Source organism: Leptospira soteropolitanensis, from assembly GCF_026151655.1.
Lineage (GTDB): Bacteria > Spirochaetota > Leptospiria > Leptospirales > Leptospiraceae > Leptospira_A > Leptospira_A soteropolitanensis.
This window is the reverse complement of sequence record NZ_JAMQPN010000001.1, coordinates 244651-268632: the sequence shown is the minus strand read 5'-3', so window position 1 is coordinate 268632 and position 23982 is coordinate 244651. Positions and strand designations below refer to the sequence as shown.

The following is a 23982-nucleotide window of genomic DNA, read 5'->3' as shown; positions in this document are numbered from 1 at the left end:
TGAAACCTGGGTTCTACTGAACGGGTTTTTCTTCCGAAAGGGCAAGAATTTTCGGAATTCCTGTTAGATCCCATAATTCTGCCGAGGCTCGCATTCGTTTTCCTCCAGGCAATCGAAAGATCCATTGGCCTTTTCCATCGGAACCTGATTTGAATTCGATTTGGTGTTTGGTAAGGTCACCCATCCTTCGTTCTCGCAAGGGTGGAATGGGAAAACTTCTATGTTTTTCTTCCTCTGGATAAAGATACAATTGGATCATATAAGAAGTGTTGGTTTGGCCGGTGAATTCATAATTTAGAATGAAACCTGGTTCGGATCCATCTTCATAAGGAAGGATATTTAAAATTTTGATTTGGTTTTGAGAATTTACGGAAGGGATTGTATTAGAAATGGTTTGTCCTGCGACAACTGTTGGCTCCAATTCAGAAGAAAAAAAGATCCGTTTAAAGGATGAATCATAGTCCTCTGGACGTTTTAAAGAATAATAATGTCCATCTCCAAGAACTGAAAGCCTTTTTAGATCCTCTTCTCCTTGCGGATCAATATCTATCCCTAGGATCTGCAAACGAAATTTTTTTCCAGAATTCTTCAATTGATACAGAACGGCTTTGGGATCTCCATCACAACTTTCCACACCATCAGAGATAAAAATAATTTCTGTTTCCTGTACATCATTCAAAAGAAATTCACCGACCACACTTAACGTTTGTGCAATCGGAGTGGAGCCTGCGGGAACAATATTGGAAATTTTTTGACTCACAACAGAGGCAGCACCGCGTTGGATGGGGTGATATAACCTGGCAGAAGAACAACCAGGGATTCGGTTCCCGTAAGCCACAAGACCCACACTCACATCTTTGGGAAGGCCACCGAGAACTTGTAAAAGTTTTTCTTTAGCAATGGCCATTCGTGTTTTCCCATCCCATTTTTCTGTCATAGATCCACTGGCATCTAAAATAAAAACATATCTTTTGTTAGGTTGTGATTGCGCGCTAATAGGAAAATCGAAAAGAAAAAACAAAATACTGCAAACAACGGTATAAAACCGGATCCAGGATTGTTCTTGGTATTTATTTTTTTTCCGCACCTGTACACCATCGGCGAAAATGCAAAGAGACCTTAGAGGGATTTGGGATCTAAAAAAGGTGGTTTTAAGAGATTTGGTTTTACGAGTAGGGGAGTCCTGTTGAAAGAAGAATACTCTCTTAAGAATCGCAAAATCATTTCACAAGTGGCTCCCCAAAGTAGACTATCGCCCAAATCAAAATAATATGCAAAGTGATCCCGACCTGGGATTTGAATGGCATAAAAAGGTTTGGCCCAAAGATCAGAAAAGGGGAGAAGAATGACCCTGTCCACTTCCTCTGAATTGTGATGAAAGGTTAAATCACCTTCGTAACTGGCTAAAAACGGGGTAATATGAAAACCGGTTCTTGTATGAAGTCCCTCTAGTTTTCCGAGAACCTTTAGGGTGGAACGTTTGACTCCCATCTCTTCTTCCCATTCCCGGAGGGCGGTGATGAGGAGATTGGGATCTTCTTTTTCTTTCACTCCACCTGGAAATGAAATTTGGCCTGGATGAGATTTTAGATGTTTGGAACGTTCTGTAAGAATGATTCCTTCTGCTATATCCTTCGATCCGAATAAAGGAAAAATAACTCCTGACTTTACTTCCGTTGTGTCAGGAATTTCATCGAAGTCCCTTGAAAGTTTTTCTACAAAGGACTGATAGGGTAACATCAACCCTCGTCTTTCGAGTTTTGGTTTTGTTTTTTCCTACGTTTGGCAACAAATGCTTCTTTGGAACGAATGGCCACCAAACGGTTGATCATTGAATCAAAAGGAAGTCCTTGGATGGCAGCAAGTAAACTAGGCCCGTAGTTTTGTACTTTCCAATCAGAAAACACATGAAGGGCTTTTAGTTCTTCTAAACTTTTTGGTGCGGCACGTAAAATGACTATGAGTTGTTTATTGGATGGCAGAAGTGAGTGCTCCATTCGTCTAGCACGCATAATACGAAGTCGCCATTTTTTAGCATTTTCAAATTTGTGATTTTCTTCTTCGTTTAGGTCTTCCCCATGACGTTTGGATAACTCAGAGGTATCAATGGGATCACTATATTCTGCTATTAAAAGTTTGTAGATTTCTGTTCCGTCTTTTTTACCAAACCAATCAATACATTTTTCTTCGTTTGGTTGTTCTTTGACTGCTTGTGATAACCTGTCGTTATTAAAAACTCGAAAACTTGCTTTGTTGATTCGTTTTGCTTTTTCATCTCGGTAACGAAGTAGTTCTAAGATTTTCCTTCGTTCCAGCGGAGTGAAATTAAGTATGTCTGGAAACTTTCCTAGAGAAAAACCTTCTCCTTCTTTGGCTACATACTCTTCAGATGCAATGAATTCAAATTCAGATTTAGCCTCATCGTAGAGACCTCTACGTTTGAGTTCTTCTTCCATTTTCAACCAAATGGATTCTAAATAAGCGGTATCGAGGGCTGCGTATTTTAGCTGTTGTTTTTGGAGGGGACGAATTTCCCAATTAGACTTCTGTTCTACTTTGGAAAGTGTAACTTTATGATAATGTTCGACAACATGGGATAATGAACTTTGTTCTAAAGATAACAACCGAGAACTAATCATTGTATCGGCTGTGTTCACAAACTTAAACCCAAAATCTCTTTTTAAGGCTTTGATATCATCTTGTGCCGAATGAAAAATTTTCAGAATGTTCGGATCTTCAAACAAAGGACCCAAAGCTGACAAATTTGTGATCTTTAGAGGGTCAATCAGGTAGTTTTTGCCATTAGAATTGATCTGAATGAGGCAAACTTTGGGGTAGTACGTGTAATAACCGGAGGACTCGGTGTCGATCGACATGATTTTGGACTGTCTGAGATTGATCAGAGCTAAATCCAAAGCTTTTGCTGTATCAACGAGAATATAGTTGGAATTGATTTGCATCTAATTGGGATTTTGGAAATACTGCAATTGTCATTCTAACAATGATTCTCCAATCTGACAAACCAAAAGAAGAATGTGCCATATACGGCATCTACAATAGCAAGGAAGCTGCTAATTTTACCTACCTAGGTTTGTACTCGATGCAACACCGTGGCCAGGAGTCCAGTGGGATCGTCTCAACGGATGGTTCCCACTTATACCGGTATGCCAATATGGGCCTTGTGGCAAATATCTTCACTCAACCGAAGATCAAAGAGCTCATTGGCGATGCGGCCATTGGTCACAACCGGTATTCCACAACCGGGGCGAGTTTTCTCAGGAATGCCCAGCCTATACGTGTGGAATCCCACCTTGGTCCTGTGGCTCTTGCCCACAATGGAAACCTAGTCAACTCGTGGGACATTCGCAATCGTTTGGAACGGGACGGATCTATTTTCCAAACCACCATCGATTCGGAAGTCATTGTCCACCTTATGGCAAAAAGCCATAAAACAGATCTTCTTGAAGCCCTCTGTGAATCCCTGGCCCAAGTTCGGGGTGCCTATTCTCTGTTAGTTTTAACTCCTAGATATCTGATTGCTGTGCGAGATCCCAATGGTTTCCGCCCACTTGTGATGGGGAAACGTTCGGATGGGGCCATCGTGTTTGCATCTGAAACTTGCGCTTTCGATATCACGGATACCGAATATGTAAGAGACGTAGAACCGGGAGAGATGGTTGTTATTGATCATACCGGAATGCGGTCTCTTTATCCATTCCCAAAAGCAAAACCAAGTCTTTGTATTTTTGAATATATTTACTTCGCAAGACCTGATTCTTACATTTTTGAAGAGTCAGTTTATAAAGTTAGAAAATCTCTCGGTCGCCAACTAGCTCGTGTTATGCCAGTGGAGGCAGATGTAATCATTCCAGTTCCTGATTCTGCCAATATTGCAGCTCTTGGTTACAGCGAAGAGTCAGGGATTCCTTACCAAAGCGGACTCATTCGTTCTCATTACATTGGTCGTACGTTCATTGAACCGGATCAGAAAATTCGGGACTTTGGTGCGAAAATCAAATACAATGTGGTGAAAGAAGTAGTGAACGGAAAACGAGTGGTGATTATCGACGACTCGGTGATGCGCGGAACCACAAGCCGTAAAATCATCAAAATGATTCGTAATGCAGGTGCTAAAGAAATCCATTTTCGAGTTTCGGCACCGCCAACAGTCGCACCTTGTTACTACGGAATTGACATTCCAACACATAAGGAACTCATTGCGTCCACACATACCATTGAAGAAATTCAAAAGTATCTTCGTGTGGATTCCCTGGCTTATTTAACATTGGATACAATGCACAAAGCAGTGGAAGGACATAAGGGTGGTGGGTTTTGCGATGCGTGTTTTACGTCCAATTATCCTGTGGAATTTCAAGACCATGCTGGAAACCAAAAGTCCCTATTTACGGAATATGCGACGGAAGAGTAATGGAAGAGCTTGAACTTTCCAAAACCTTTGGTTTTGAAGCCGCCCATTTTTTACCCAATGTGCCCGAAGGCCATAAATGCAAAAGAATGCATGGCCATAGTTTTCGTTTTGCTGTGTATCTCAAAGGGGAAATAGATCCTCATACGGGTTGGATTATGGATTTTGGTGAATTAAAATCCATCGTAAAACCAATCTTAGATGAACATTTAGATCATTATGTATTAAATGAGGTTCCAGGATTAGAAAATCCTACGAGCGAAAACATTGCGGTATGGCTCTGGAACCAATTGAAACCAAAACTTCCATTACTTGATAAAATTACTTTGTACGAAACTTGCACTAGCTCCTGTGTTTATAGAGGGCCAAAAAGTTAAATGGTTTCCGTTTCGGATTCCTCTCTTAAACCCAAATCCGAAAAAAAAGGTGCCGTTGTACTTTTGTCAGGTGGACTCGATTCAACCACATGTTTGTATTTTGCAGCCAAAGAATTTGGTTATCCCAAAAACAAAAAATTACCAATACTCGCTTTATCTTTTGATTATTCTCAAAAACATAAAATTGAACTGATCAAAAGTAAAAAAATCGCGAAAACTCTCGGAATCAAACATGTGATCCAAAAATTGGATCCTGGATTTTTTTTAGGAAGTTCTCTCACCGAAAAAAAAATTAAAGTGAGAAAGAACGCAAAATCCTTGTTTAGTGGGATCGAAGAAGAAATTCCTAATACCTATGTCCCTGGTCGCAATATTTTATTTCTTTCCTTTGCCTTGTCACTCGCGGAAGGTCATGGGTATGATTCCATTTATATTGGAGTCAATGCACTTGATTATTCTGGATATCCCGATTGCCGGCCTGAATTTATCGAATCCTTTCAAAAGATGGCAAATCTTGGGACAAAAAAAGGGGTGAGTGGGGATGGTGATTCCATTCAAATCAAAACTCCACTTTTGCATTTAGGTAAAAAAGAAATTATTGAACTCGGAATCGAAGTAGACGCACCACTCCACCTAACGCATTCTTGTTATGATCCTGTGTTTGGGAAACCTTGTGGCAAATGTGATTCTTGCATTTTAAGAGCAAAAGGATTTTTGGAAGCTGGAATTTTAGACCCAGCTTTATCATTTCGATAAATTTTGAAAGGGTTCTATGAAAATTCGAATACTGTTTTTTTTCTTTATCCTTCTCCTATCTTTTCAATGTAAACTAAGTAATCTCAATAATCCGTCTGACTCCCAGTCAAAAGCTTACTTGGAAACAGCATTGTGGAATTGCGTATATAGACTAGTTCCATGTTATGAAATTACACAACAAAACAAAGGCATTAAACAATGGACTAGATTGTTAGGTGGCACTTCGTCTGTTGCAACTAATTCTTTCGCTTCTGCAACAGATTTCGATGGGAATAACTATATCGCTGGTAAAGTGGATGGAGCCCTGCCTGGACAAACGAAAGTATCTTCTGGTTTTAATACGGATTTATTTCTTGCAAAATACAACTCATTAGGAGACCTCCAGTGGGTTCGACAATTGGGTTCTTTAAGTAATTATGGTTCGGATCTGCAGTCAATTCATGTAGATTCCTTTGGTGATATTATTGTGACAGGACTAACCCAAGGTTCTTTTGGAGAATATACTTCAACAGAATATGGTTTAGTTTTATTAAAGTATTCTCCATCAGGAGAAAAACTTTGGACAAAAATATTTTATGGACATTCAGGATTAGTGACTGCCGGTGTGGGAGTCACTTCTGATTTACAAGGGAATATTTATGTTACCGGACATACTGAATTAACAAATATTAACGGAGAAATCGCTAATGGAATTTATAATCTGATTCTATTTAAGTATGATCGAACAGGGAATTTGTTATGGACTCGGATTTTAGCTGAGACTTCAGGAAGTTTGATTTACGGATACAAAATTACCTACGATCGTTTCTCTAACCAACTTTTTGTGAGTGGTCATGCCACGGGACCTGGAACTTTTTTAGGCCAAACCATCGGAAATACTCAGGGAAGTTTTATCGCTGCTTTTCGCGATGATGGCGTAAATACTTGGGCAAACATTGTCGGTCAGGCAGGAACAAGTGTTTTTGCGCGAGGAATAGCTTCCGATAAAAGAGGATCCATTTACTTAACTGGTGAATTGAGTGGATTGCCGATTGATGGGCAAACTTTTTCTGGTGCAACTGCTGAGATCCTTATAAAATACAAAGTGGGCGGAGTTAGAGAATGGACAAAGCTACGAGGAGCCGGCATAGGAACAACCACTACTTCTCGGGGTGTTTATGCCGACAATGCTGGGAACGTATATACAACTGGTTGGACAACTGGGAATCTATCGGGTGTTAGTTTGAATGGAGCGCAGGATGTTTATTTGTCTAAATATCATTTTAATGGAAACTTAGAATGGACAAGACTATCTGGAAGCCCATCTGTTACTTTAGATGGGATGGCTTTGTCTTCAGACCGTTATGGAACCATCTTTCTGACAGGTGGGACAACGGGAAACTTTGATGGCCAAATAAAAACAGGTGCAAAAGATGCATTTGTCATTCAATATAAATAATTTCCATAGTTAGAACTTTTTTATGCAAATGCGATTCTTTTTATACCTAACGATTTTGGCTTTTAGCTTATGTAAACCTTTGTCATTGAACAACCCCGCAGATCCGCGCTCCAATTCCTTTTGGAAAATGGAATTATTACGCTGTTTACTTGGGGAAATTGACTGTATTGAAATCCCTCAGGACAACCAAGGGATCAAACAATGGACAAAGTTTTTAGGTGCCACAGGTGGTGTTCTAACAGCCGGGCAATCCACTGCCACTGATCGTTCTGGAAACGTATATTTAGTGGGAACTACGACAGGCTCCCTTGCTGGACAACCAAAAATATCTCCAAGTTCTTATAATGATATCTTAATAGCAAAATTTGATAGTAATGGAAATCTTTTGTGGGTTCGTCAAGTGGGTAGTACAGGCATTGCTTCCACTTATGCCGAAGTGGCACATTTTGATAAGTGGGGTGATTTGTATATCGTCGGTTCTTCCGGTGGTCCATTCAATGAATATTCAGGAAATGGTGCAGGAAGTTTACTTCTCAAAGTGCATCCCTCTGGACTTGTACTCTGGACAAGAATTTTCCCAACGGGAAGTGAAACATTAGGATCGGGAGTCACTACGGATACTGATGGAAATGTTTATATCACTGGCAATACCGAAGAACAAGTCATCAACGGAGAAACTGCTCTTGGCGGAAGAAATACTTTTATCTTTAAGTATAGTCGCGGCGGGGATTATATTTGGACAAGGCTTATTGATAATGGTGGGCCAAGTTCCTATGGGCAACAGATGCAATATGATTCGTATTCGAAAAGTATCTTAATCGCAGGACAGGTAGGTGGCACTGGAACTTTTTTCGGAAATTCATTGCCCGGTGGATTGATGGATTCCTATTTACTTTCCTTAAGCACGAATGGAAACATTCAATGGGTTCGACTCCTGGGAGTTTCAGGTGGGACTACTAGTGCAAGAGCTATATCTGTGGATCAAAAAGGATCAGTGTATATTACAGGAGATGCGAATGCAGATATTGATGGCCAAACAAAGTCAGGATCTATCGTTCAATTTTTAACTCGATACAAGGTTTCTGGAGAAAAAGTTTGGACACGTCTGCTTGGCGGAGGAGGTTCCAGTAACACTTTTTCTTACGGTATTTACGCCGATAATGCATCTCATATTTATACAGTTGGAAGTAGTACTGGAAATTTACCTGGTTTTAGTTTGGTCGGAACGCAAGATTCCTATCTCTCTAAATACGATGCAAATGGAAATCTGATTTGGATTCGTATTTCGGGAAATAGTAGTTCCACTATTTATGGAAGGGGAATTTCCTCTGATAAGTACGGAACTTTATATGTGTCTGGATCTACTGATGGAAGTTTTGATGGCCAAATCAAACAAGGAACAAACGATGCTTTTTTAAGTAAGTATCAATAGGTTCAAAGAAAAATTACAATTATGCATATTTTAAATATGAAAACTTAGGAGATACATACATTCTATTTAGTTCGTTATCTAATAGTTTATTTTATGAAAATAGTAAACTCTCAAATGGTAAAGAGATCATGAGAGGATTTTATATTTCAGCGTCAACGGTCTTTTAACAAATCACCGATTGAATTAAAAATACATTCGTAACCGTTTGTTGCAATGCGGTACGAATGTATTTTAAGTTTATTTGAACTAATAACCGACTGTAAATCGACTTTTTATATGATTTCTATCTTCAAGTTCATCTACAAAAGCTTTTACTAAGTCGGCCAGGGAAATACGGCTCTGTCCATTGGAGTCAACCAGTAGAGACTCTTTAGAGACCCGATACTTACCTGTTTTTGGTCCTTCTGGATCAATGACTGCTGAAGGAGAAAGAAAGGTCCATTCTAAGTCATTTTCTGATCGTAAGTGGTTTAGAATTTGTCTGGCACCATCTGCACCGGCAAAATATTCTTTTGGAAACTCAGGAGTGTCAATCAATTGTAATCCAGGTTGTACTTCTAATGATCCTGCACCACCCATAACAATGATTCTTTTGACTCCAGCTTTTTTTGTAGCGTTGAGAATCGACAAAGAACCCTTTATCATGTTATCTCGAATATTGGGATCTGTCCAACCTGGATTGTAAGAATCTAAAACAGCATCTGAACCTGCTATGATTTTTGCCAAACCATCTGTATCAAAGATATCTCCTTTGATTTTCTTTAAGTTTGGGTGTTCCAGTTTTAGTTTATTCGGATCCCGCAGAATTGCCGTCACCTGGTATCCTTTGTTTAAACTTTCATCTAAAGTTTTACTACCGATAAAACCTGTGGCTCCGATTAATGTAATTTTCATTTTTATCTCCTATTAATTGTTTTGTTGTAACTTACATTATTACATCTTTAATCAAAAAAATTTTAACACCTAAGCTTGTTTTTTAAATAATCCTTTCTTTTTGAATTCTGTCCTTTGGCGAATCTCTGAACTAACATCAGATAAATTGTATTTTGAAAGTTTATCTTCCATAGCTTTTTGTGTTTCCTCTAGAATTCCCGTAAGAGTGTTTTGAATATTTTTTCCGATAGGGCAATTTGGATTTGGATTTTCATGTAAAAGAAACAAGGCATCTTCATTTTCAGTAGCTTTATATATATCAAGTAAGTTGATCTCCCGTGCGGGTTTTGATAAAGTAGATCCTTTGATGCCTCGACGAGCATAGATGATGCCTGCTTTCTTTAGTTTTCCAAGTAACAAACGAATGATTGCTGGATTAGTGCCCACAGAACTTGCAATCTCTTCGGACGAAGCTTCCCCATTCATTTCCAAAATAGTTAAAATATGTATGGCAACAGAGTACCGACTCGGGATAGACATAAAGACTACTTGTAACTACAATTGTTACAGGTGGTTTTTATCGCAAGTTTTAAACTCTTTACCGTCGCCATTTACTCGGTTTGGAAAAATTTTTGGTTCTACCCGGTTTGATATGAAACTTAGAACTATTCATTTTGGGCGGATTGAACCGAGCATTGTTGAATTTAAAACGTCCTGGTTTGATATCTAGTTTGCTCCTCGGAATATGAGTTCTTTCTTTTAAAATAGAAAATAGTCCACCTAAATCAATTTGACCCGATTCACCTCCAACGGAACCGCCGCCTGCTAATTCTTCCTCATTTTCCTCCTCCTCATCATCTTCTTCATCATTATTATTATTATTATTATCTTCATCGGTGTCGTTTTCAGACTTTTTCTTTCCATCGTTCATTGCTATATCTAAGTCAAGAGGTTTTGGTTCGATATATTTGGATTGGAAAGTTATCTGTGAATAAAAATCTAAAATGTTTGATTCGGATAACTTTGATAAGTTTCCAAGATTTGTATCGTTAGGAAAACTCCGAGATAATAGAAAAATTTGGCTTTGTGATTTAAAACAAGAAAATACAAAATATTCTTTTTTGAACTGATCGTTCCCAGGTTCTGGCTTCGCAATTTCTAAAGTAAAGGTGTAGGTGCCATCTCGGTATTCGGGTGTGTACATTTCATGAAGGATTGCTGACTTTGGATAGTTTTTCTTAACTTTATCCAAAAGACTTGTTGTGATAAATGTCTTTAACGTTTTTTCAAGCCCCTCAGTAATTATGTCTGAATTTATTTTTGAATTCACATTGATGACTTGAATTTTGTAAAGGCCGCGGATGGGGTCATAGAAACTAACATTTTGTTTACCATCACGAATCACGGCATATCGTGTATCCACTGGGATTTGTGTTTTAAAAAAATCTGAACCGGAGGAATACATGTTACCAATAATATCACCATATACAGGATTCAAATGTTTGATGGGTAAAGGTTGGCTATATTTATTTTCGATCGCCGATAAAAATTGGTCTTTTGCATGATCTACAAAACGATAATCTTTGTTATAATTTTCTACTTCATTAAAAAAATTAAATGTAGGTAAGAGAAGCCAGGTAAGAACTCTTCTGTAACCAAACTTATACGTAATGGAGGTGGGTTTCAATTCAAAGGCGTTTCGTTTATAAACAGTGAAGTAATGATTTTCGTAATTTGCAGTTGGAAGAATCCCAAGTGTGATTAAAAACAAAACGACGTTGTAATTGTCTTTTTCCTTTTTGGTATAATGCAACTGATAATATGTGTCGCAATTTTCAAATTCTAAGAAACTAAGTAAAATATCTTCGTTTGTAACAAAGTATGTATCAGCATCTGCTATTTCGGCGTATTTGATTAGAGTTTTTTTATAATGAGTGTCAATGGGAAGATTTTGAATTTGTTTAAACCGTTCAAATGTCTTATCTGAACGAATGGATTTTAATTCTTTCAAATAAGGCCAGGATTTTGGAACTCCATAAATATGTTTGATATGTTTTGTATTGGAGTTTTTAAGATTTAAATTGGTTCGAATGTTTTCTATGAATTGAGTATCAATCATGGAATTCAATTTAGTTGAGGATTCATTTGAAAGTTCCTGCTCTTGAAACTTGATACTAGAAATAAAACAAGCAGTGCCTGAATCTGCCAGTACACTTTCTGCTTCTGAAATCGGCATTTCTTTAGCCTCATTTTTGGAAACCCGAGTATGATACCAACTTACCTGGCAATTGAAAAGAAGGATAAGGAAAATAAAAAAGAATTTCATCTGGAAACTACCAATGAGCGTAGTGGCTTCGCGGGTTTTGTCAAAACAAAGTAGAAACCTGACTGAAATTGCCTTAGAATCCTGTTTCTTTTATGAATTCAGAACACTTCGTGAGTAAAATTCCTGAAAATTTTGTTTCCAAAATGGCCATTTTTTCCATAACTACTACTAGTTTATGGAAATATTTGTTACAGCCGTCACGATTTTCGTCCTCGCGATCTTCGTGGGATTTGAAATCATCACAAAAATCCCTCCCATCCTCCACACCCCTCTTATGTCGGGTTCCAACGCCATTTCCGGCATTACCTTGATTGGTGCGCTTTATGCTGCCGGGATCCAAGAGAGCAATATGACCAAAATTTTGGGACTCCTCTCTGTTATTTTTGCTACAATCAACGTAGTAGGTGGGTTTCTTGTGACTCACAGAATGCTCGGAATGTTTAAGAAGAAGGATACACCAAAATAATGGAATTGATTAGCATCCTTAACCTTTCTTACTTAGTTGCTTCCATCCTTTTTATCGTTGGAATCAAACAGTTGGCACATCCGAAAACTGCAACCAGAGGAAATTTACTCGGTGCTTTGGGTATGCTCATTGCAGTGGTTGCGACCCTCTTTGACCAAGCCATCTTAACGTATGATTGGATTCTTGTTGGGGTCCTTATCGGATCACTCATCGGAATCATTTTGGCGATCAAAATCCAAATGACTGCTATGCCACAACTTGTTGCCGTTCTCAATGGATTTGGCGGAATTGCTTCTGTATTTGTAGCAGGTGCTGCCTTACAACTTTCTATTCCCAAGTATGCATTTGCAGTCAACTATCAAGAGATTGTTTCCATTGTATTCTCTGCCATTGTTGGTGGGATTACCTTCTCAGGAAGTTTTATCGCCTTCGGTAAGTTACAAGGTTTTATTACTGAAAAAGCGGTTCGTTATCCTGGCGACCAACTTGTTAAAATTTTAGTTGGTCTTACTGCTGTTGGACTTGGTGTATATGGATGTCTAGTTCCAACCGATGAATCCATTTATTGGATTCTTAGTGGTGTGAGTTTACTTCTTGGTATTTTCCTTGTGATTCCCATTGGTGGAGCCGACATGCCAGTTGTGATCTCTCTTCTTAACTCTTATTCAGGGATTGCCGCATCTGCAACAGGATTTGTTCTTAATAATAATGTTCTTATTATTTCTGGATCTCTTGTAGGTGCTTCTGGAATTATTCTAACACAAATCATGTGTAAAGCGATGAATCGTAGTTTGACGAATGTACTCTTCGGTGGATTCGGGGCTGTCGCTACAGAAATGAAAGATGATGGCGATTTTTACTCAGGTAAAGTCAAATCGACAAGTGCTGAAGAAGTGGCAATGTTGTTAGATGTCGCACGAAGTGTAGTGATTGTCCCTGGTTATGGTATGGCTGTAGCGCAAGCGCAACACACGGTACGTGACTTATACCAACTTTTAACCGCACGCGGTATTGATGTCACATTTGCAATCCATCCAGTCGCAGGTCGTATGCCTGGTCACATGAACGTTTTACTTGCAGAAGCAGATATTCCTTATGATCGATTGAAAGAGATGGACGAGATCAATAGTACTTTCGAAAATGTTGATGTTGTGATAGTCAATGGGGCGAATGACGTGACAAACCCTCTTGCAAAAACGGATCCAAAGTCACCAATTGCTGGTATGCCTATTTTGGATGTTGGAAATGCTAAGACAGTTGTTGTGATCAAACGTTCCCTTAGTCCAGGATTTGCAGGAGTGCCTAACCCACTCTTCATTGCTGACAACTGTTTGATGTTGTTTGGCGATGGTAAAAAAGCAACACAAGAGATGATCACAGCTTTAAAAGAATCTTAGAGCCGGAAAATATGAAGAAACAAGTCTATATCGTTGATGACCACCCTCTTGTAGTAGATGCACTACAAAACCTAATTGCTAAATCGGAAGATTTAGAGTGCATCGGGAGTGCGGATAACATTGAAACATCATTTAATGATATAGAAAAACTGCAGCCAAGTTTGGTATTGATTGATATCCAACTCAAACAAAACCAGAATGGTTTGCAGTTGCTCAAACGTCTTAGAACAACTTTTCCTAATATTGCCGTCATCATCATCAGTATGTTGACGGACGATACCTTTGTAGATCGTGCCTTTAAATTGGGTGCTATGGGTTATGTTTTTAAAGAAGATACAACCACTCAAATTGTAGAAGCCATCCACACTGTGCTTAAGGGAGATTATTTTGTCAGTTCTTCGCAAGCCACTCGTCTGCTCGGACATTTGTACAGAGCTTCTCAAAAAGACGAAAAAGATCCTATCGACAGATTGTCCAATCGTGAATTGGAAGTGTTTCTCATGATTGGGGAAGGAATGCCGGTCAAAGAAATTGCTGCCAATATGGGTCTTGCTCCTTCCACCATTGAAACTTTACGTTCCCGTATTAAATCCAAACTCAGCATCACTGAGAACGAAAAACTCATTCGAGTGGCTGTGGAATGGAAATACACCCAAGCCAAAACGGATATCGTCGTTTCGTAATTTAATACCTAAGTTTAAAATAGTGATAGAGTAAATCTTTTCCCTCTCGGGAAGAGAGTAACATTCTATAAGCTTCTGCAATTTTAGATTCGTTTTGAGATTGTTTCTGGATGAAATGAAAGAAGTCGTTGGCTCTTTCATCATAACCTAAATTTAAAAGTAAGTTTAAATAAAAACTTTGGTCATACTCATCAGCAAACGGTGAATAGGCGATTGGACGAAGTAGGTTTTCAGCGTCTTTCCACTTACGAATTTCAAAATAACATCGTGCATATATTTTTTTTTCTCTCCATCCGAGGACTCTTTGGTTTTTTAAATAAGTAAGAGATTTTTTCGGATCTTTTTCGGTTAAATAGACCACGCGGCCCATTAAATGGGATGCTTGGATGTGTTTTGGATCTTGTTCTAGAATGGTGGAAAGTTCAACTTTGGCTTTTTCCGTTTCATTTAGTTCTAAATAGGTTTTTGCTAAAATGAGTTTTGCTTCATTGTAGTTTGCTTTGTATTCTAAAGATTTGTTTAAAGATACAATGGCATTGTTGTAATCTTTTAATATAAAATAAGCAAGACCTAAGTTGTAATGATAAAAAGGATTGTATGGGGAAATTTGATTGGTTTCGATCCAAGTATCTTTTGCCTCGGACCAACTATCTTCCTGAGCATAGATCATACCGAGTAAAAAACTTGCGGCCTCATGGTTTGGTTCTTTTTTGAGAGCTTTGTTTAAACTTTCTTTTGCCTCCTGCCATTCCATTCTAGAGTATAACAAACTTCCATTTAAATAATCATACTCAGGATAGGATTTATAAACATCGGATTGGATTTTTTTCCATTCCGTGTCTGCTAAAAGAAATCTTCCATAACGAAGTGCATTGATGATATTGCGACTGACTTTTTCTAATTCAATTTTTGCATTGATTTCGATGGTTTCTTTATCTTCTGTTTGAGTCAATATAGGATTTGTGAAGAGTAAGAGAAGAATAGCGAAGAATAAAATTTGTATTTTAGCTTTCATAAATTGATTCTAACCATTTCAATATTTTTAAGTGAGCATCGCGAACTAATTTTGTTTTTGGATTAGGAAAAAGGTTGGGAAATTGTTTATAATCTTTTAATTCAGATAAAGAACCTAAATAGGGAATTCCTAATTTTTCTTCTGCAAATTTTCCTAAGGATTCATGTATTGGTGTGATTCCAATCAAACAAACTTTTTTTCCATATCCAATAGATTCCATCATTGTTTGGCCAAAGTAAGTAAGAACCAATTCAGATTTTTGAATTTGTTTTAAAAATTCGATATAGGAAATTCTGGAAATAAAATTTACATTTTGGTTTATGGGAGGTGTTCCTCCAATGCGAACCACTGAATCGATATTAACTATTGTTTCAGCTGTATTTGAATTTAGAAATTGCAACAGATACCTATCGATTAGTTCCGATTCTTCTTTTCCTAAACTACCAGCATATACAAGAACTTGTCCAGGAATGGTTTTTTGGTTCCAATCCAATTCAGATAAGGGAGAATTAAAATACGAAATAGGATCTCCCTGATGGATCGGTATCATTGGATTTGGTAGAAAAAAACTAGAATTGGATTTGTTTGGCAAATGATGGAGATTATCTATATAAAATAAATTGTGTAAGGGAAATTCATTTTCTCTTATATCTAGAATCTGTGGTAGATCTCTAGATTCGAGGTCTGGTTTGTCAGAGAGTATTATATCATATCCATTCATCTCCAAAAATACAGACAAAGATTTACATCGTTCATAGTGTCCACTTCCAAAGAGGGAAGGTTCTCCATAAACAATTCGTACTTGTTTGGATTTTCGGCCTTCTTTGGGTAAGGGAAAAGTCACTTGTTCTACAGAAGCATTGACTAAAAAAAATTCTGGTTGGTCTTTTGCCAACTGAATCACTTCTTTGGCCCCAAAGAATGGATCTTTGGTTCCTAATTTTTCCCACAAAGAACAAACGAGTTCATAGTCTTTGGATTCATCGACTGTGATGCGAAGGGTACTTGGATTTATATCTACGAAATGATTGAGATGCGGCGCTGACAATCGGATTTGTTTATGGATTTCTGGGTGTTCTTTGATATGAAGAGAAACATGCTCCGTATGTCGTTCGGGTATTGGACCTTTAGCATCTAACAAAAGAGAATTTGCTGAAAAACATTCTACTCCCATTCCCAATGGCAATCCAACCATAGATAGACTATAATATGGATCAGAAATATAAGTGATTGCTTCATACAAATATCGGATGGATTCTAAATCAATAAATGGATTATCTCCCGTTAGGCGAAAAATATGTTTCGCTTTGAAATGAAGACAAGCTTTTCGGAATCTATCTCGAACGTCAGATTCCGATCCAACAAAATATTGGTAGTTTTTGTTTTGCAAAAATTCAATGAGTTCTCTATCACCTTCGGGAACTAAAAAAACAATCTGTTCTTTGGGAAAAATAGTGGAAAGGCGATTGTGGATATGATCAAGGACTGAAGTATTTGATTCCTCTGGGATGGACTTTAAAATTTTTTTCGGAAAGCGAGTGGAGCCTAGTCTTGCCTGAATGAAGGCAAAACAATCACGCGTTGAAAGTATACCACTCATCACAATTCAAACAAGGGGCAGGAATTTTATCATGTTCGCCATGAAAGCTATGTTTAAAAAATTCTAAACCTTTTTGCCAAACGACTCCGAGAGATTCTTTATATAAATTTCCAACCACTTCCGATTGATTCTGTTTGCAAATGGCAACTTTTCCATCTACTGAAACAGATAAATCTCGCGCCAAATGCCAACAAAAATCTCTATGAATAGGAGTAAGATCGCTTACCCGACGTTCAATGAGTTTGTTTGCAAATGTATTGTATTTTTGTAGAATCACATTGATTCCTTTTTTCTCAAAGAAAGTAAAATAAGGATCAATTTCTTCTTCTACTTCCTTCATCTTTATCATCTGCACATGTAACGATTGATTGGGAAGTGATTGCGATAGTAAATCAATCGTACCAAGCACTTTTTCCAGTTCTGACTTTCCATATAAGGATTTGTAAACATCTGGTTGTAATGTCGTTACATTTACGATGACACAAAGTTTTTCTTTTTCCGAAGGATTTAAACTTTCTATTAAGGACAACAGGGATTCTGTATTTCTGTAGAGAGCTGTTTCAATAATCAGTTCTGAAAGCGTTTTTAATTTTAAAATTTCTAAAACTACGTTTTTAAAATCAGGATGGAGAAGAGGTTCCCCATTTCCCGTTAAACTGATGGTAATGGGCGATAAAAGTTCTGAATTAAGTTTGTGTATGGTGGATTTTACATCCTCTAAAGAAACAAAACTTCCATCATTTTCTAAATCGACAAATTCGCGCGGACAAAATGTACACTTAAGCTCACAACCTTTATAAATTTCCCATTCCAAATAAGTAGGGCCACTACGAAATAGCTGAGGGTTTTCTTTTAATATGGAGAGGAGATTTTCATAAGTTAAATCTTTTCCAAAAGGCAATAGCCCTTGGATGAGAGTTAACGAACGAAAAGAGGAGAGTCGAAAATCCAAACGAAGCTGTCGAAGGTCCGGTGCTTTATAAAAAATATCTACATCATATTGGTTGATATTTTTTATAAAAAAAGAATGGATGTCGGTGGTCAGTACGTCTGGTAAAGAAGTTAGAAATTCCCGAGTGATGATCGTCGGTGTAAGTCCTGGTGGTAAGTTTTCCGAATAGGAATACTGACTAAAAAAGTTTTTATGGCGATTCCAAGCTTTCTCCGTTAGTTCAGTATCCAATAGAGGAGAAATGCCAGTGAAATAAAGGAAACAAACCTCATCCCAATCTGGATCTTTGAATTTTGATTCAGGCAATAGTTTGCCTAATCTGAGTAAAAAATCATATTCCTTTGAAACATCTTCATGGAGAATGATCCGATTTTTTAACGAAGTGGAATTTAACTTTTGTAAAAGCGATGTGTTGGAATTGATATGAATTGGTATTTCAGGAAAAACTTTCGAGAGGCGATTTGTAAATTCTTCCCATAATTCTATTTTAAAATTTTGATCTAAAAATTGAATTGATTGGTTGTCTAAGTAAACTACCGCAAAACTTGGATTATATTCCTTTCTATTCATCATTAATCTGTATTGTATTTTTCTTCCGGATTATTGATGTTATGTTCTTTGATATAAATGGGATCAAAAATTGAAATAGAAGTCGCCTTTCTTGTAGTGGATACCCATTCTTCAAATGAAGTTTGTTCCTTTTCTCGAAATAAAAATCCTTGTATTCCTTTTCTAACGGCATCAAGAGGAGTGGGTCTCATTCCTTCCACAAAAACCAAACAGTATCTTTTGCGATCATCTCGGAATACTTCAGATATCTTACCCTGACCACCAACTTGTGCCAATACAGAAGCAGTGGTTGGTTGAGTTTTGTACAATTCAAAAGTGGGAACCCAATTGACGAGTCCCCCATTCAAACGATATCTAGATTCGTTTCTTGGACCAGATGCAACCAACTTAAAAAAAGAAGGATCTTTTAAAGATTTATTTCGAATCTCTGTGAGTTCGTTGAAAATTCTTGTCTCTTCATCAATGGAAGAATTCGCAGGAGAAAAAACAATTTCTCGAAACTTGAATTCCGAACCTACTTTCGCCTTATTTTTGTTATACCAAGATTGCACTTCTTGTTCGGAAGGTAAGGGCGGACTTACCTTAATCTGTAGAAGTTGTCCTTTTTTAATTTGGTAAGGTAAATCTTCCAACCATACTTCGTAAGGTAAGTTAAACTGTGATTGAACCGACTTTTTGAATTGTTCTAGGTCGGTAATCCCCTGTGCTTCCATTCGTTTCTGGATTTCTGCTTCGATTCGTTTTTCGTTTACCTGAACGGATTCCTCATCTGCAACATTGTCTACGACGGCTCTATCAATTAAAAAATCGATGACTTGGGCATGCAGAGATCCTTTTTTACGGTAATTTGGAAAAAAGCGGGATAGATTTTTATAACGCTCTACACCTTCTTCATAATCCAAACTAGAAATAGACCTTGGGCCAACAATGGCTAAAACAGAATTTAAAGACTCGTAAGAACTTAAACTTGGGTTAGGGGCAAATAGAGGACTAAAGACAAAAACCGATGCAAAAAACAAAACGAAAATTCGAGACATTCGTGATCCTTTTTGCATACGGTCGTAAAATTATCCGATGAACGTAGTGTGTAAAGCCTTTACTGCATCTTCCGATTGGTTTTGTTTGATGACACAAGAAATTTTAATTTCGGAAGTAGAGATCATTTCGATATTGATGTTTTTTTCCGCAAGGGATTGGAACATCTTCGCTGCCACACCCACATGAGATTTCATACCCACACCAACCGCAGATACGATTGAGATGTTTTCATCAATTTCAGCTTTTCCATTTCCATGATCTTTTGCATACGCATCAATGATTGGCTTCGCAGCAGAAATGTCTTTTTTGGCAATAGTAAAGGAAATGGTATTAATCCCATCTCTTGGCGATGATTGAACAATCACATCCACGATTACATCTTTATCTGACAACTGAGTGAATAACTCTGCTGCAATCCCTGGTTTGTCTTTTACATCGGCAATGGTTACTCGAGCTTGGTCACCTTTGGCAGTCACTCCACTCACTTTCATTTTTTCCATAATTTTGTCCTCACTCATCACTAAAGTTCCCGGTTTATCGTGGAAACTGGATCGTACGTGGATGACCACGTTATAATTCATACCTAATTCAACACTTCGAGAGTGAAGGACTCCAGCACCAAGGCTTGCAAGTTCCAACATTTCTTCGTAAGTGATTTGTTTGTGCATCTTAGCAGTAGGAATTTTTCTTGGGTCAGCAGTGTAAACACCATCAACGTCGGTATAAATTTCACATTCATCAGCACCAAGAGCGGCGGCAAGAGCTACGGCAGAAGTATCACTTCCTCCGCGTCCCAAAGTGACAATATTTTCGTCTTTATCAATTCCTTGGAAACCGGCAACAATCACCACCTTTCCTTTGTTAAATGCTTCATCAATACGAGATCGATCAATCATTTCAATCTTTCCATTCGAGAAGTTTCCATCAGTTAAGATTTTTAATTGTGAACCAGTGAAGGATTGAGCCGGAACTCCGAGTTCATTCAGAGCAATGGCAAGAAGAGCAATCGAGACTTGTTCACCCGTGGAAAGCAGCATATCCATTTCTCGTTTGGGAGGGTTTTTGGAAATTTGGTCAGCCAGGTCGACGAGTTCGTCTGTAGTATGTCCCATTGCAGAAACTACAACGGCAACTTTTTGGCCTTCGTCGTGGTAACGTTTAATACGTTTGGCCACATTTTGGATTTTAGTGGTGTCACCAACGGAGGTTCCACCGTATTTTTGGACAACGATTTTCGATGACATGGGTATATGGACAGGGTGCTATAAGCAAATCGGGAATCAAGTAGAATGAATTTTTTTGCAACCAAACGTAAATTGGGGACGCCAATAGGTATAGGTTTATTTGCATGAATTCTTCTTCTACCGTTGAGCCAGTTGTCAAAGAACAGGCTCCTCTTCTTTTTCTTATTTTGTTCTTTTTAGTCCAGGTTACCGTCCTTACCGTTTTCACCGTGCCCTTTTCTTGGTCTCTTGTCTGGTTAGCTCTGGGATCCTACTTCCTTAGGATGTTTGGAATCACTGCGGCCTACCATCGTTATTTTTCCCATGCCTCCTTCAAAACTTCTCGAGTTTTCCAATTTATATTGGCTTGGATTGGGGCAATGTCTATGCAGAAAGGACCCATTTGGTGGGCGGCACACCACAGAAACCACCATAAATATTCCGACACAGAAAAAGACATACATTCTCCAAGTCGGAAGGGATTTTGGTACTCCCATATGTTATGGTTTCTCAGGAACGATTATAACGATTATGAAGTAAAACTCATTCCCGATTTTTATAAATATCCTGAGCTTCGTTTTTTAGATCGTAATCACTGGATACCACCACTCTCTTATGCCATCTTACTATATCTAGTAGGCGGATGGGCATGGCTTGTTTATGGTTATGCGGTTTCTACTTTCTTTTTGGGACATGCCACATGGACCATCAATTCTCTTTCTCATGTGTATGGTTCTGTCCGGTACGATTCACGCGATACAAGTAAAAACAATTTCTGGCTTGCCCTTCTTACGATGGGAGAAGGTTGGCATAACAACCACCACTACTACTGTTCTTCCGCTAACCAAGGGTTCTATTGGTATGAAGTGGATGTTTCATATTATATTTTAAAAGTACTTAGTTGGTTTGGAATTGTTTGGGACTTAAAAAAGCCGCCTAAAAAAGTTTTGGATGAAGGAATCATGCGTGATCGTGAACAGAAAGAATCAAAACGTTTGTTACGAGAGACAAAACGCAATGCAAAGTTAAAAAATAAAGTGGGTGTTCTTTCTACTTAAAAGGTTACACTCCCAATCGTTTACGAATGTCAGCCGGGATACTTTGGATGGAATCATATCTTTTTTTCTTTCCACCCGGCAAGGATACATAGTAAAATCCATTGATCATTTCTAAAAAATAATCCTCTCCTTTTTCACCAAGAGATCTATTATCTAATTCTTTGACCATTTTTTGATATTTGGAAGGAAGAAGGTTCCAGTTCATATAATTAGTAACAACACTTTGATCATTGACAGTATAGGCACCGTCTTGGTGTAAAATTTTAATTCCGTTGTAGTCGAAAATTTCCATAACCTTGAGGTTGGTATCTTTTGATGGTTTGGAATCTTTTTTGGGTTTGCCTGCAGTTTGGTTTTTCGGATCATCTGATCCAACCCCAGATTTTGATTTTGAGTTTATTGGTGTTTCTTTTTTCCTAAGTTTACCAAAAAGTAATAGAAAAATGCCAGCAAACGCTAGTGATGCGAATAAAAGAATTTCTGTAGTGGATAAATCAAATAAATATCTCCACATAACTATTTAAAACTCGTTCCAATATTTTTACAGGAACCGGGAACATATCCTTCTGTATTCCATGTAACACAATCGATGAGTTCAATAGCTCTAAAACATAGTTTTAAATCATCTATTTTCACTCTTCCGAGTAAAAGTGCTCCCGGCAATTTGTTCGTTCCACAAGCAGAATTTTTTAATGCATAGGTTTCAAAAATCTTTTGATTTCCTTCTTGTCCGGAATAAAACAAATCATCCCGATTTTGGATGCAATGGATAGATAATCCGCAAAAGACGAAAAAGATCCCAATCTTAGAGAGAGATAATTTCATTTTTTGAGTTTGATCCGGGAGACTTCTCTTACGGGAATCGGAAGTTTTCCAAAAGCGCTATCCACATGAACAGTACCATAAATTTCAAACTCTGCATCTTCTCCTCGTCTTGCTGCATCTGACAGTTGTTTTGCTAATAAAAGAAGTTTTGGAAGAATGGACCCTTTTTGTTCGGGGACAAGTTTCAAAACAACCAAAGTTTCAGAGTTTGGTTCTACTTCGTGTGGTGTTTCATTTTGGAGTTTTCCAATGTATTCTTTTCCTTGGGGAGTTACAAGTTCAATCTCCAAATCAAACTGATAGATAGAGACTTTAGTATTGTTTGGATTTGTCACTGAAACCTGCGGATATAAATCCACTAAAGGAATCAAAGGAAATTTTGGATTTGGCTTTAGGTCTACACGAACATCCACCAAATCAAACTTACATGCTTTTAAGCTTTCTAAATTCTTTTTCGTATCACTCAAACAATGAGTGAAGACAAACAATGAAAGAGCTAAAGAGATAAATGAATATTTACGGACCAAATACTACCTTCCCTTCGGTCATATGTTGTTTGTAAAATTCCAAACCTTCTTTGTATTCTTCAAACTTGAATCGTTTGTTGATTTTAGTTTGGAAAACGGTTTTTAAAAATTTTTGAGCTTCTTTGGCTTGTTTTTGAAATTCTTCTAAACCAATTTCATAAATCCATGAGGACAACCAAAACCCTTCAATTTTCTTATTTTGGAATAACATAATTCCCGCATTCACAGCAAATGGTTTTTCTGATAATGCCCCGTAACATACAATTTTAGACCCATAAGGCATACATTCCACAAGTGACTGTGCCGTTTCCCCTGCTACTGCATCAATGGCGTAAGTAGCATTTAGTTTTTTCGAAATTTTGAATAAGTCTTTTTGGTAGTTGGGAGAAGTGGAGTTTAGAATGTTTTCTGCACCAATTTCTAAAAGGTTATCTTCTTGTTCTTTCTTTCGCACAACATTGATTAAAGGGATACCACGTTCCTTACAAAGTCGAACTACCATTTTGCCTAAAGCACTAGCTGCAGCGGTTTGGATCATGGCGGGATGACCTTCTTTCGAACATTTGGATACCATCGCCCAAGCAGTCATTGGGTTTACAAAAAAACTAGATCCTTCGTCAAGGCTCACTCCATCCACTAACGGCAAACAGTTGTCCTCCGTCGTGATCATGTATTCGGCCCAAGTCCCATCGTTTTGTGGGGCAACACAGGACACATTCATTCCCACTTTTAATGTTTTGATGGCACTTCCCACTGCGTCGATGGTTCCACTGGCTTCGAACCCTGCGGATACTGGTGCTTTTTTTTTGAATCCATAGAGTCCACGAATGAACATCAGATCAGAAGGATTGATCGGAGAAAGGTGGATTTTGATCCTGACTTCGTTCTCTTTCGGTGTGGGAATTTCCTTTTCGCGGAGTTCCAATTGAGGATCTGATTCGTCGTATTTTAGGATGGTGACTGCTTTCATCTTCTCCCATTTGGTCATTTAAAATCTGCT

Annotated in this window: 24 protein-coding genes; 9 read left to right on the top strand and 15 right to left on the bottom strand. The window is 38.0% G+C overall.

From position 1 onward, the window contains the following. Positions 1–13: 13 nt before the first annotated feature. Genes ND811_RS01250 through ND811_RS01240 form a run of 3 tightly spaced genes read right to left on the bottom strand, consistent with a single transcriptional unit; the run spans position 14 to position 2960 of the window. Entirely contained in the window at positions 14–1087 is a 1074-nt protein-coding gene (locus ND811_RS01250) for a vWA domain-containing protein (protein WP_265350728.1), read from the bottom strand. A 32-nt stretch (positions 1088–1119) separates the two neighbouring features. Next, complete coding sequence (locus ND811_RS01245) at positions 1120–1743, bottom strand: NUDIX hydrolase (RefSeq protein ID WP_407658856.1); 624 nt, start codon at positions 1741–1743, stop codon at positions 1120–1122. Further along, positions 1740–2960 carry a ribonuclease D gene (locus tag ND811_RS01240; RefSeq protein WP_265350730.1) on the bottom strand — a complete coding sequence of 407 codons (1221 nt, stop codon included), beginning with the start codon at positions 2958–2960 and terminating at the stop codon, positions 1740–1742. The genes ND811_RS01245 and ND811_RS01240 overlap by 4 nt, the downstream gene beginning before the upstream one ends. Before the next feature lie 41 nt (positions 2961–3001). Here ND811_RS01240 and purF point away from each other — a divergent pair, with 41 nt between their 5' ends. The 5 genes from purF (at position 3002) to ND811_RS01215 (ending at position 8429) form a co-directional block, all read left to right on the top strand. Then, positions 3002–4429, top strand: a complete 1428-nt coding sequence (gene purF / locus ND811_RS01235; protein ID WP_265350731.1) for an amidophosphoribosyltransferase — start codon at positions 3002–3004, stop codon at positions 4427–4429. Next, positions 4429–4803: a 6-carboxytetrahydropterin synthase QueD gene (gene queD, locus ND811_RS01230; RefSeq protein WP_265350732.1), complete on the top strand. Its 375-nt coding sequence runs from the start codon at positions 4429–4431 to the stop codon at positions 4801–4803. Before purF ends, queD begins: the two co-directional genes overlap by 1 nt. Continuing rightward, positions 4804–5559 (top strand): 7-cyano-7-deazaguanine synthase QueC, encoded by a 756-nt coding sequence (queC, locus tag ND811_RS01225; protein WP_265350733.1) that lies wholly within the window; start codon positions 4804–4806, stop codon positions 5557–5559. Between the two features lie 16 nt (positions 5560–5575). Beyond that, on the top strand, positions 5576–6997 hold the full coding sequence (locus ND811_RS01220; RefSeq protein WP_265350734.1) for an SBBP repeat-containing protein: 1422 nt from the start codon (positions 5576–5578) through the stop codon (positions 6995–6997). A 127-nt stretch (positions 6998–7124) separates the two neighbouring features. After that, positions 7125–8429 carry an SBBP repeat-containing protein gene (locus ND811_RS01215; RefSeq protein ID WP_265350735.1) on the top strand — a complete coding sequence of 435 codons (1305 nt, stop codon included), beginning with the start codon at positions 7125–7127 and terminating at the stop codon, positions 8427–8429. Between the two features lie 246 nt (positions 8430–8675). Here the strand turns inward: ND811_RS01215 and ND811_RS01210 are convergent, their stop codons facing one another. The 3 genes from ND811_RS01210 to ND811_RS01200 all read right to left on the bottom strand — a co-directional run bounded on the left by ND811_RS01210 (position 8676) and on the right by ND811_RS01200 (position 11628). After that, positions 8676–9323 carry an NAD(P)-dependent oxidoreductase gene (locus tag ND811_RS01210; RefSeq protein WP_265350736.1) on the bottom strand — a complete coding sequence of 216 codons (648 nt, stop codon included), beginning with the start codon at positions 9321–9323 and terminating at the stop codon, positions 8676–8678. A 69-nt stretch (positions 9324–9392) separates the two neighbouring features. Next, on the bottom strand, positions 9393–9842 hold the full coding sequence (locus tag ND811_RS01205) for an Rrf2 family transcriptional regulator (protein ID WP_265350737.1): 450 nt from the start codon (positions 9840–9842) through the stop codon (positions 9393–9395). A 58-nt stretch (positions 9843–9900) separates the two neighbouring features. Continuing rightward, on the bottom strand, positions 9901–11628 hold the full coding sequence (locus ND811_RS01200; protein WP_265350738.1) for a hypothetical protein: 1728 nt from the start codon (positions 11626–11628) through the stop codon (positions 9901–9903). Positions 11629–11803: 175 nt separating this feature from the next. Between ND811_RS01200 and ND811_RS01195 the strand changes: the two genes are divergently transcribed. Genes ND811_RS01195 through ND811_RS01185 form a run of 3 tightly spaced genes read left to right on the top strand, consistent with a single transcriptional unit; the run spans position 11804 to position 14174 of the window. Further along, positions 11804–12094, top strand: a complete 291-nt coding sequence (locus ND811_RS01195; protein ID WP_265350739.1) for an NAD(P) transhydrogenase subunit alpha part 2 — start codon at positions 11804–11806, stop codon at positions 12092–12094. Continuing rightward, on the top strand, positions 12094–13491 hold the full coding sequence (locus tag ND811_RS01190) for an NAD(P)(+) transhydrogenase (Re/Si-specific) subunit beta (RefSeq protein WP_265350740.1): 1398 nt from the start codon (positions 12094–12096) through the stop codon (positions 13489–13491). Before ND811_RS01195 ends, ND811_RS01190 begins: the two co-directional genes overlap by 1 nt. An 11-nt stretch (positions 13492–13502) precedes the next feature. Next, positions 13503–14174, top strand: a complete 672-nt coding sequence (locus ND811_RS01185) for a response regulator transcription factor (RefSeq protein WP_135609247.1) — start codon at positions 13503–13505, stop codon at positions 14172–14174. Between the two features lies 1 nt (position 14175). Here ND811_RS01185 and ND811_RS01180 read toward each other — a convergent pair whose 3' ends face one another. From ND811_RS01180 to ND811_RS01160, 5 genes are read right to left on the bottom strand one after another with little or no spacing between them, the layout of a single operon-like run. Continuing rightward, a complete protein-coding gene (locus ND811_RS01180; RefSeq protein WP_265350741.1) occupies positions 14176–15189 on the bottom strand; it encodes a tetratricopeptide repeat protein in 1014 nt (337 codons plus the stop codon). Further along, positions 15179–16789, bottom strand: a complete 1611-nt coding sequence (locus tag ND811_RS01175) for a cytidylyltransferase domain-containing protein (RefSeq protein ID WP_265350742.1) — start codon at positions 16787–16789, stop codon at positions 15179–15181. Before ND811_RS01175 ends, ND811_RS01180 begins: the two co-directional genes overlap by 11 nt. Next, on the bottom strand, positions 16764–18314 hold the full coding sequence (locus tag ND811_RS01170) for a spiro-SPASM protein (RefSeq protein ID WP_265350743.1): 1551 nt from the start codon (positions 18312–18314) through the stop codon (positions 16764–16766). The genes ND811_RS01175 and ND811_RS01170 overlap by 26 nt, the downstream gene beginning before the upstream one ends. Further along, a complete protein-coding gene (locus ND811_RS01165) occupies positions 18314–19366 on the bottom strand; it encodes a putative peptidyl-prolyl cis-trans isomerase (RefSeq protein WP_265350744.1) in 1053 nt (350 codons plus the stop codon). The genes ND811_RS01170 and ND811_RS01165 overlap by 1 nt, the downstream gene beginning before the upstream one ends. A 12-nt stretch (positions 19367–19378) precedes the next feature. Beyond that, positions 19379–20593 carry an aspartate kinase gene (locus ND811_RS01160; RefSeq protein WP_265350745.1) on the bottom strand — a complete coding sequence of 405 codons (1215 nt, stop codon included), beginning with the start codon at positions 20591–20593 and terminating at the stop codon, positions 19379–19381. Between the two features lie 104 nt (positions 20594–20697). Between ND811_RS01160 and ND811_RS01155 the strand changes: the two genes are divergently transcribed. Beyond that, complete coding sequence (locus ND811_RS01155; protein ID WP_265350746.1) at positions 20698–21630, top strand: acyl-CoA desaturase; 933 nt, start codon at positions 20698–20700, stop codon at positions 21628–21630. A 4-nt stretch (positions 21631–21634) separates the two neighbouring features. Here ND811_RS01155 and ND811_RS01150 read toward each other — a convergent pair whose 3' ends face one another. From ND811_RS01150 to ND811_RS01135, 4 genes are read right to left on the bottom strand one after another with little or no spacing between them, the layout of a single operon-like run. Then, positions 21635–22144 carry a hypothetical protein gene (locus tag ND811_RS01150; protein WP_265350747.1) on the bottom strand — a complete coding sequence of 170 codons (510 nt, stop codon included), beginning with the start codon at positions 22142–22144 and terminating at the stop codon, positions 21635–21637. 2 nt (positions 22145–22146) lie between these two features. Further along, positions 22147–22455: an LIC13255 family lipoprotein gene (locus ND811_RS01145; RefSeq protein ID WP_265350748.1), complete on the bottom strand. Its 309-nt coding sequence runs from the start codon at positions 22453–22455 to the stop codon at positions 22147–22149. Continuing rightward, positions 22452–22982, bottom strand: a complete 531-nt coding sequence (locus ND811_RS01140) for a hypothetical protein (RefSeq protein WP_265350749.1) — start codon at positions 22980–22982, stop codon at positions 22452–22454. Before ND811_RS01140 ends, ND811_RS01145 begins: the two co-directional genes overlap by 4 nt. Then, positions 22972–23952: a zinc-binding dehydrogenase gene (locus ND811_RS01135; protein ID WP_265350750.1), complete on the bottom strand. Its 981-nt coding sequence runs from the start codon at positions 23950–23952 to the stop codon at positions 22972–22974. The genes ND811_RS01140 and ND811_RS01135 overlap by 11 nt, the downstream gene beginning before the upstream one ends. Between the last annotated feature and the right edge of the window lie 30 nt (positions 23953–23982).

Coding starts and splice junctions, on each gene's coding strand:
- ND811_RS01240 (WP_265350730.1), bottom strand. CDS start 2,960: ATGCAAATCAATTCCAACTATATTCTCGTTGATACAGCAAAAGCTTTG.
- purF (WP_265350731.1), top strand. CDS start 3,002: ATGATTCTCCAATCTGACAAACCAAAAGAAGAATGTGCCATATACGGC.
- queD (WP_265350732.1), top strand. CDS start 4,429: ATGGAAGAGCTTGAACTTTCCAAAACCTTTGGTTTTGAAGCCGCCCAT.
- queC (WP_265350733.1), top strand. CDS start 4,804: ATGGTTTCCGTTTCGGATTCCTCTCTTAAACCCAAATCCGAAAAAAAA.
- ND811_RS01220 (WP_265350734.1), top strand. CDS start 5,576: ATGAAAATTCGAATACTGTTTTTTTTCTTTATCCTTCTCCTATCTTTT.
- ND811_RS01215 (WP_265350735.1), top strand. CDS start 7,125: ATGGAATTATTACGCTGTTTACTTGGGGAAATTGACTGTATTGAAATC.
- ND811_RS01210 (WP_265350736.1), bottom strand. CDS start 9,323: ATGAAAATTACATTAATCGGAGCCACAGGTTTTATCGGTAGTAAAACT.
- ND811_RS01205 (WP_265350737.1), bottom strand. CDS start 9,842: ATGTCTATCCCGAGTCGGTACTCTGTTGCCATACATATTTTAACTATT.
- ND811_RS01200 (WP_265350738.1), bottom strand. CDS start 11,628: ATGAAATTCTTTTTTATTTTCCTTATCCTTCTTTTCAATTGCCAGGTA.
- ND811_RS01195 (WP_265350739.1), top strand. CDS start 11,804: ATGGAAATATTTGTTACAGCCGTCACGATTTTCGTCCTCGCGATCTTC.
- ND811_RS01190 (WP_265350740.1), top strand. CDS start 12,094: ATGGAATTGATTAGCATCCTTAACCTTTCTTACTTAGTTGCTTCCATC.
- ND811_RS01185 (WP_135609247.1), top strand. CDS start 13,503: ATGAAGAAACAAGTCTATATCGTTGATGACCACCCTCTTGTAGTAGAT.
- ND811_RS01180 (WP_265350741.1), bottom strand. CDS start 15,189: ATGAAAGCTAAAATACAAATTTTATTCTTCGCTATTCTTCTCTTACTC.
- ND811_RS01175 (WP_265350742.1), bottom strand. CDS start 16,789: ATGAGTGGTATACTTTCAACGCGTGATTGTTTTGCCTTCATTCAGGCA.
- ND811_RS01170 (WP_265350743.1), bottom strand. CDS start 18,314: ATGATGAATAGAAAGGAATATAATCCAAGTTTTGCGGTAGTTTACTTA.
- ND811_RS01165 (WP_265350744.1), bottom strand. CDS start 19,366: ATGCAAAAAGGATCACGAATGTCTCGAATTTTCGTTTTGTTTTTTGCA.
- ND811_RS01160 (WP_265350745.1), bottom strand. CDS start 20,593: ATGTCATCGAAAATCGTTGTCCAAAAATACGGTGGAACCTCCGTTGGT.
- ND811_RS01155 (WP_265350746.1), top strand. CDS start 20,698: ATGAATTCTTCTTCTACCGTTGAGCCAGTTGTCAAAGAACAGGCTCCT.
- ND811_RS01150 (WP_265350747.1), bottom strand. CDS start 22,144: ATGTGGAGATATTTATTTGATTTATCCACTACAGAAATTCTTTTATTC.
- ND811_RS01145 (WP_265350748.1), bottom strand. CDS start 22,455: ATGAAATTATCTCTCTCTAAGATTGGGATCTTTTTCGTCTTTTGCGGA.
- ND811_RS01135 (WP_265350750.1), bottom strand. CDS start 23,952: ATGAAAGCAGTCACCATCCTAAAATACGACGAATCAGATCCTCAATTG.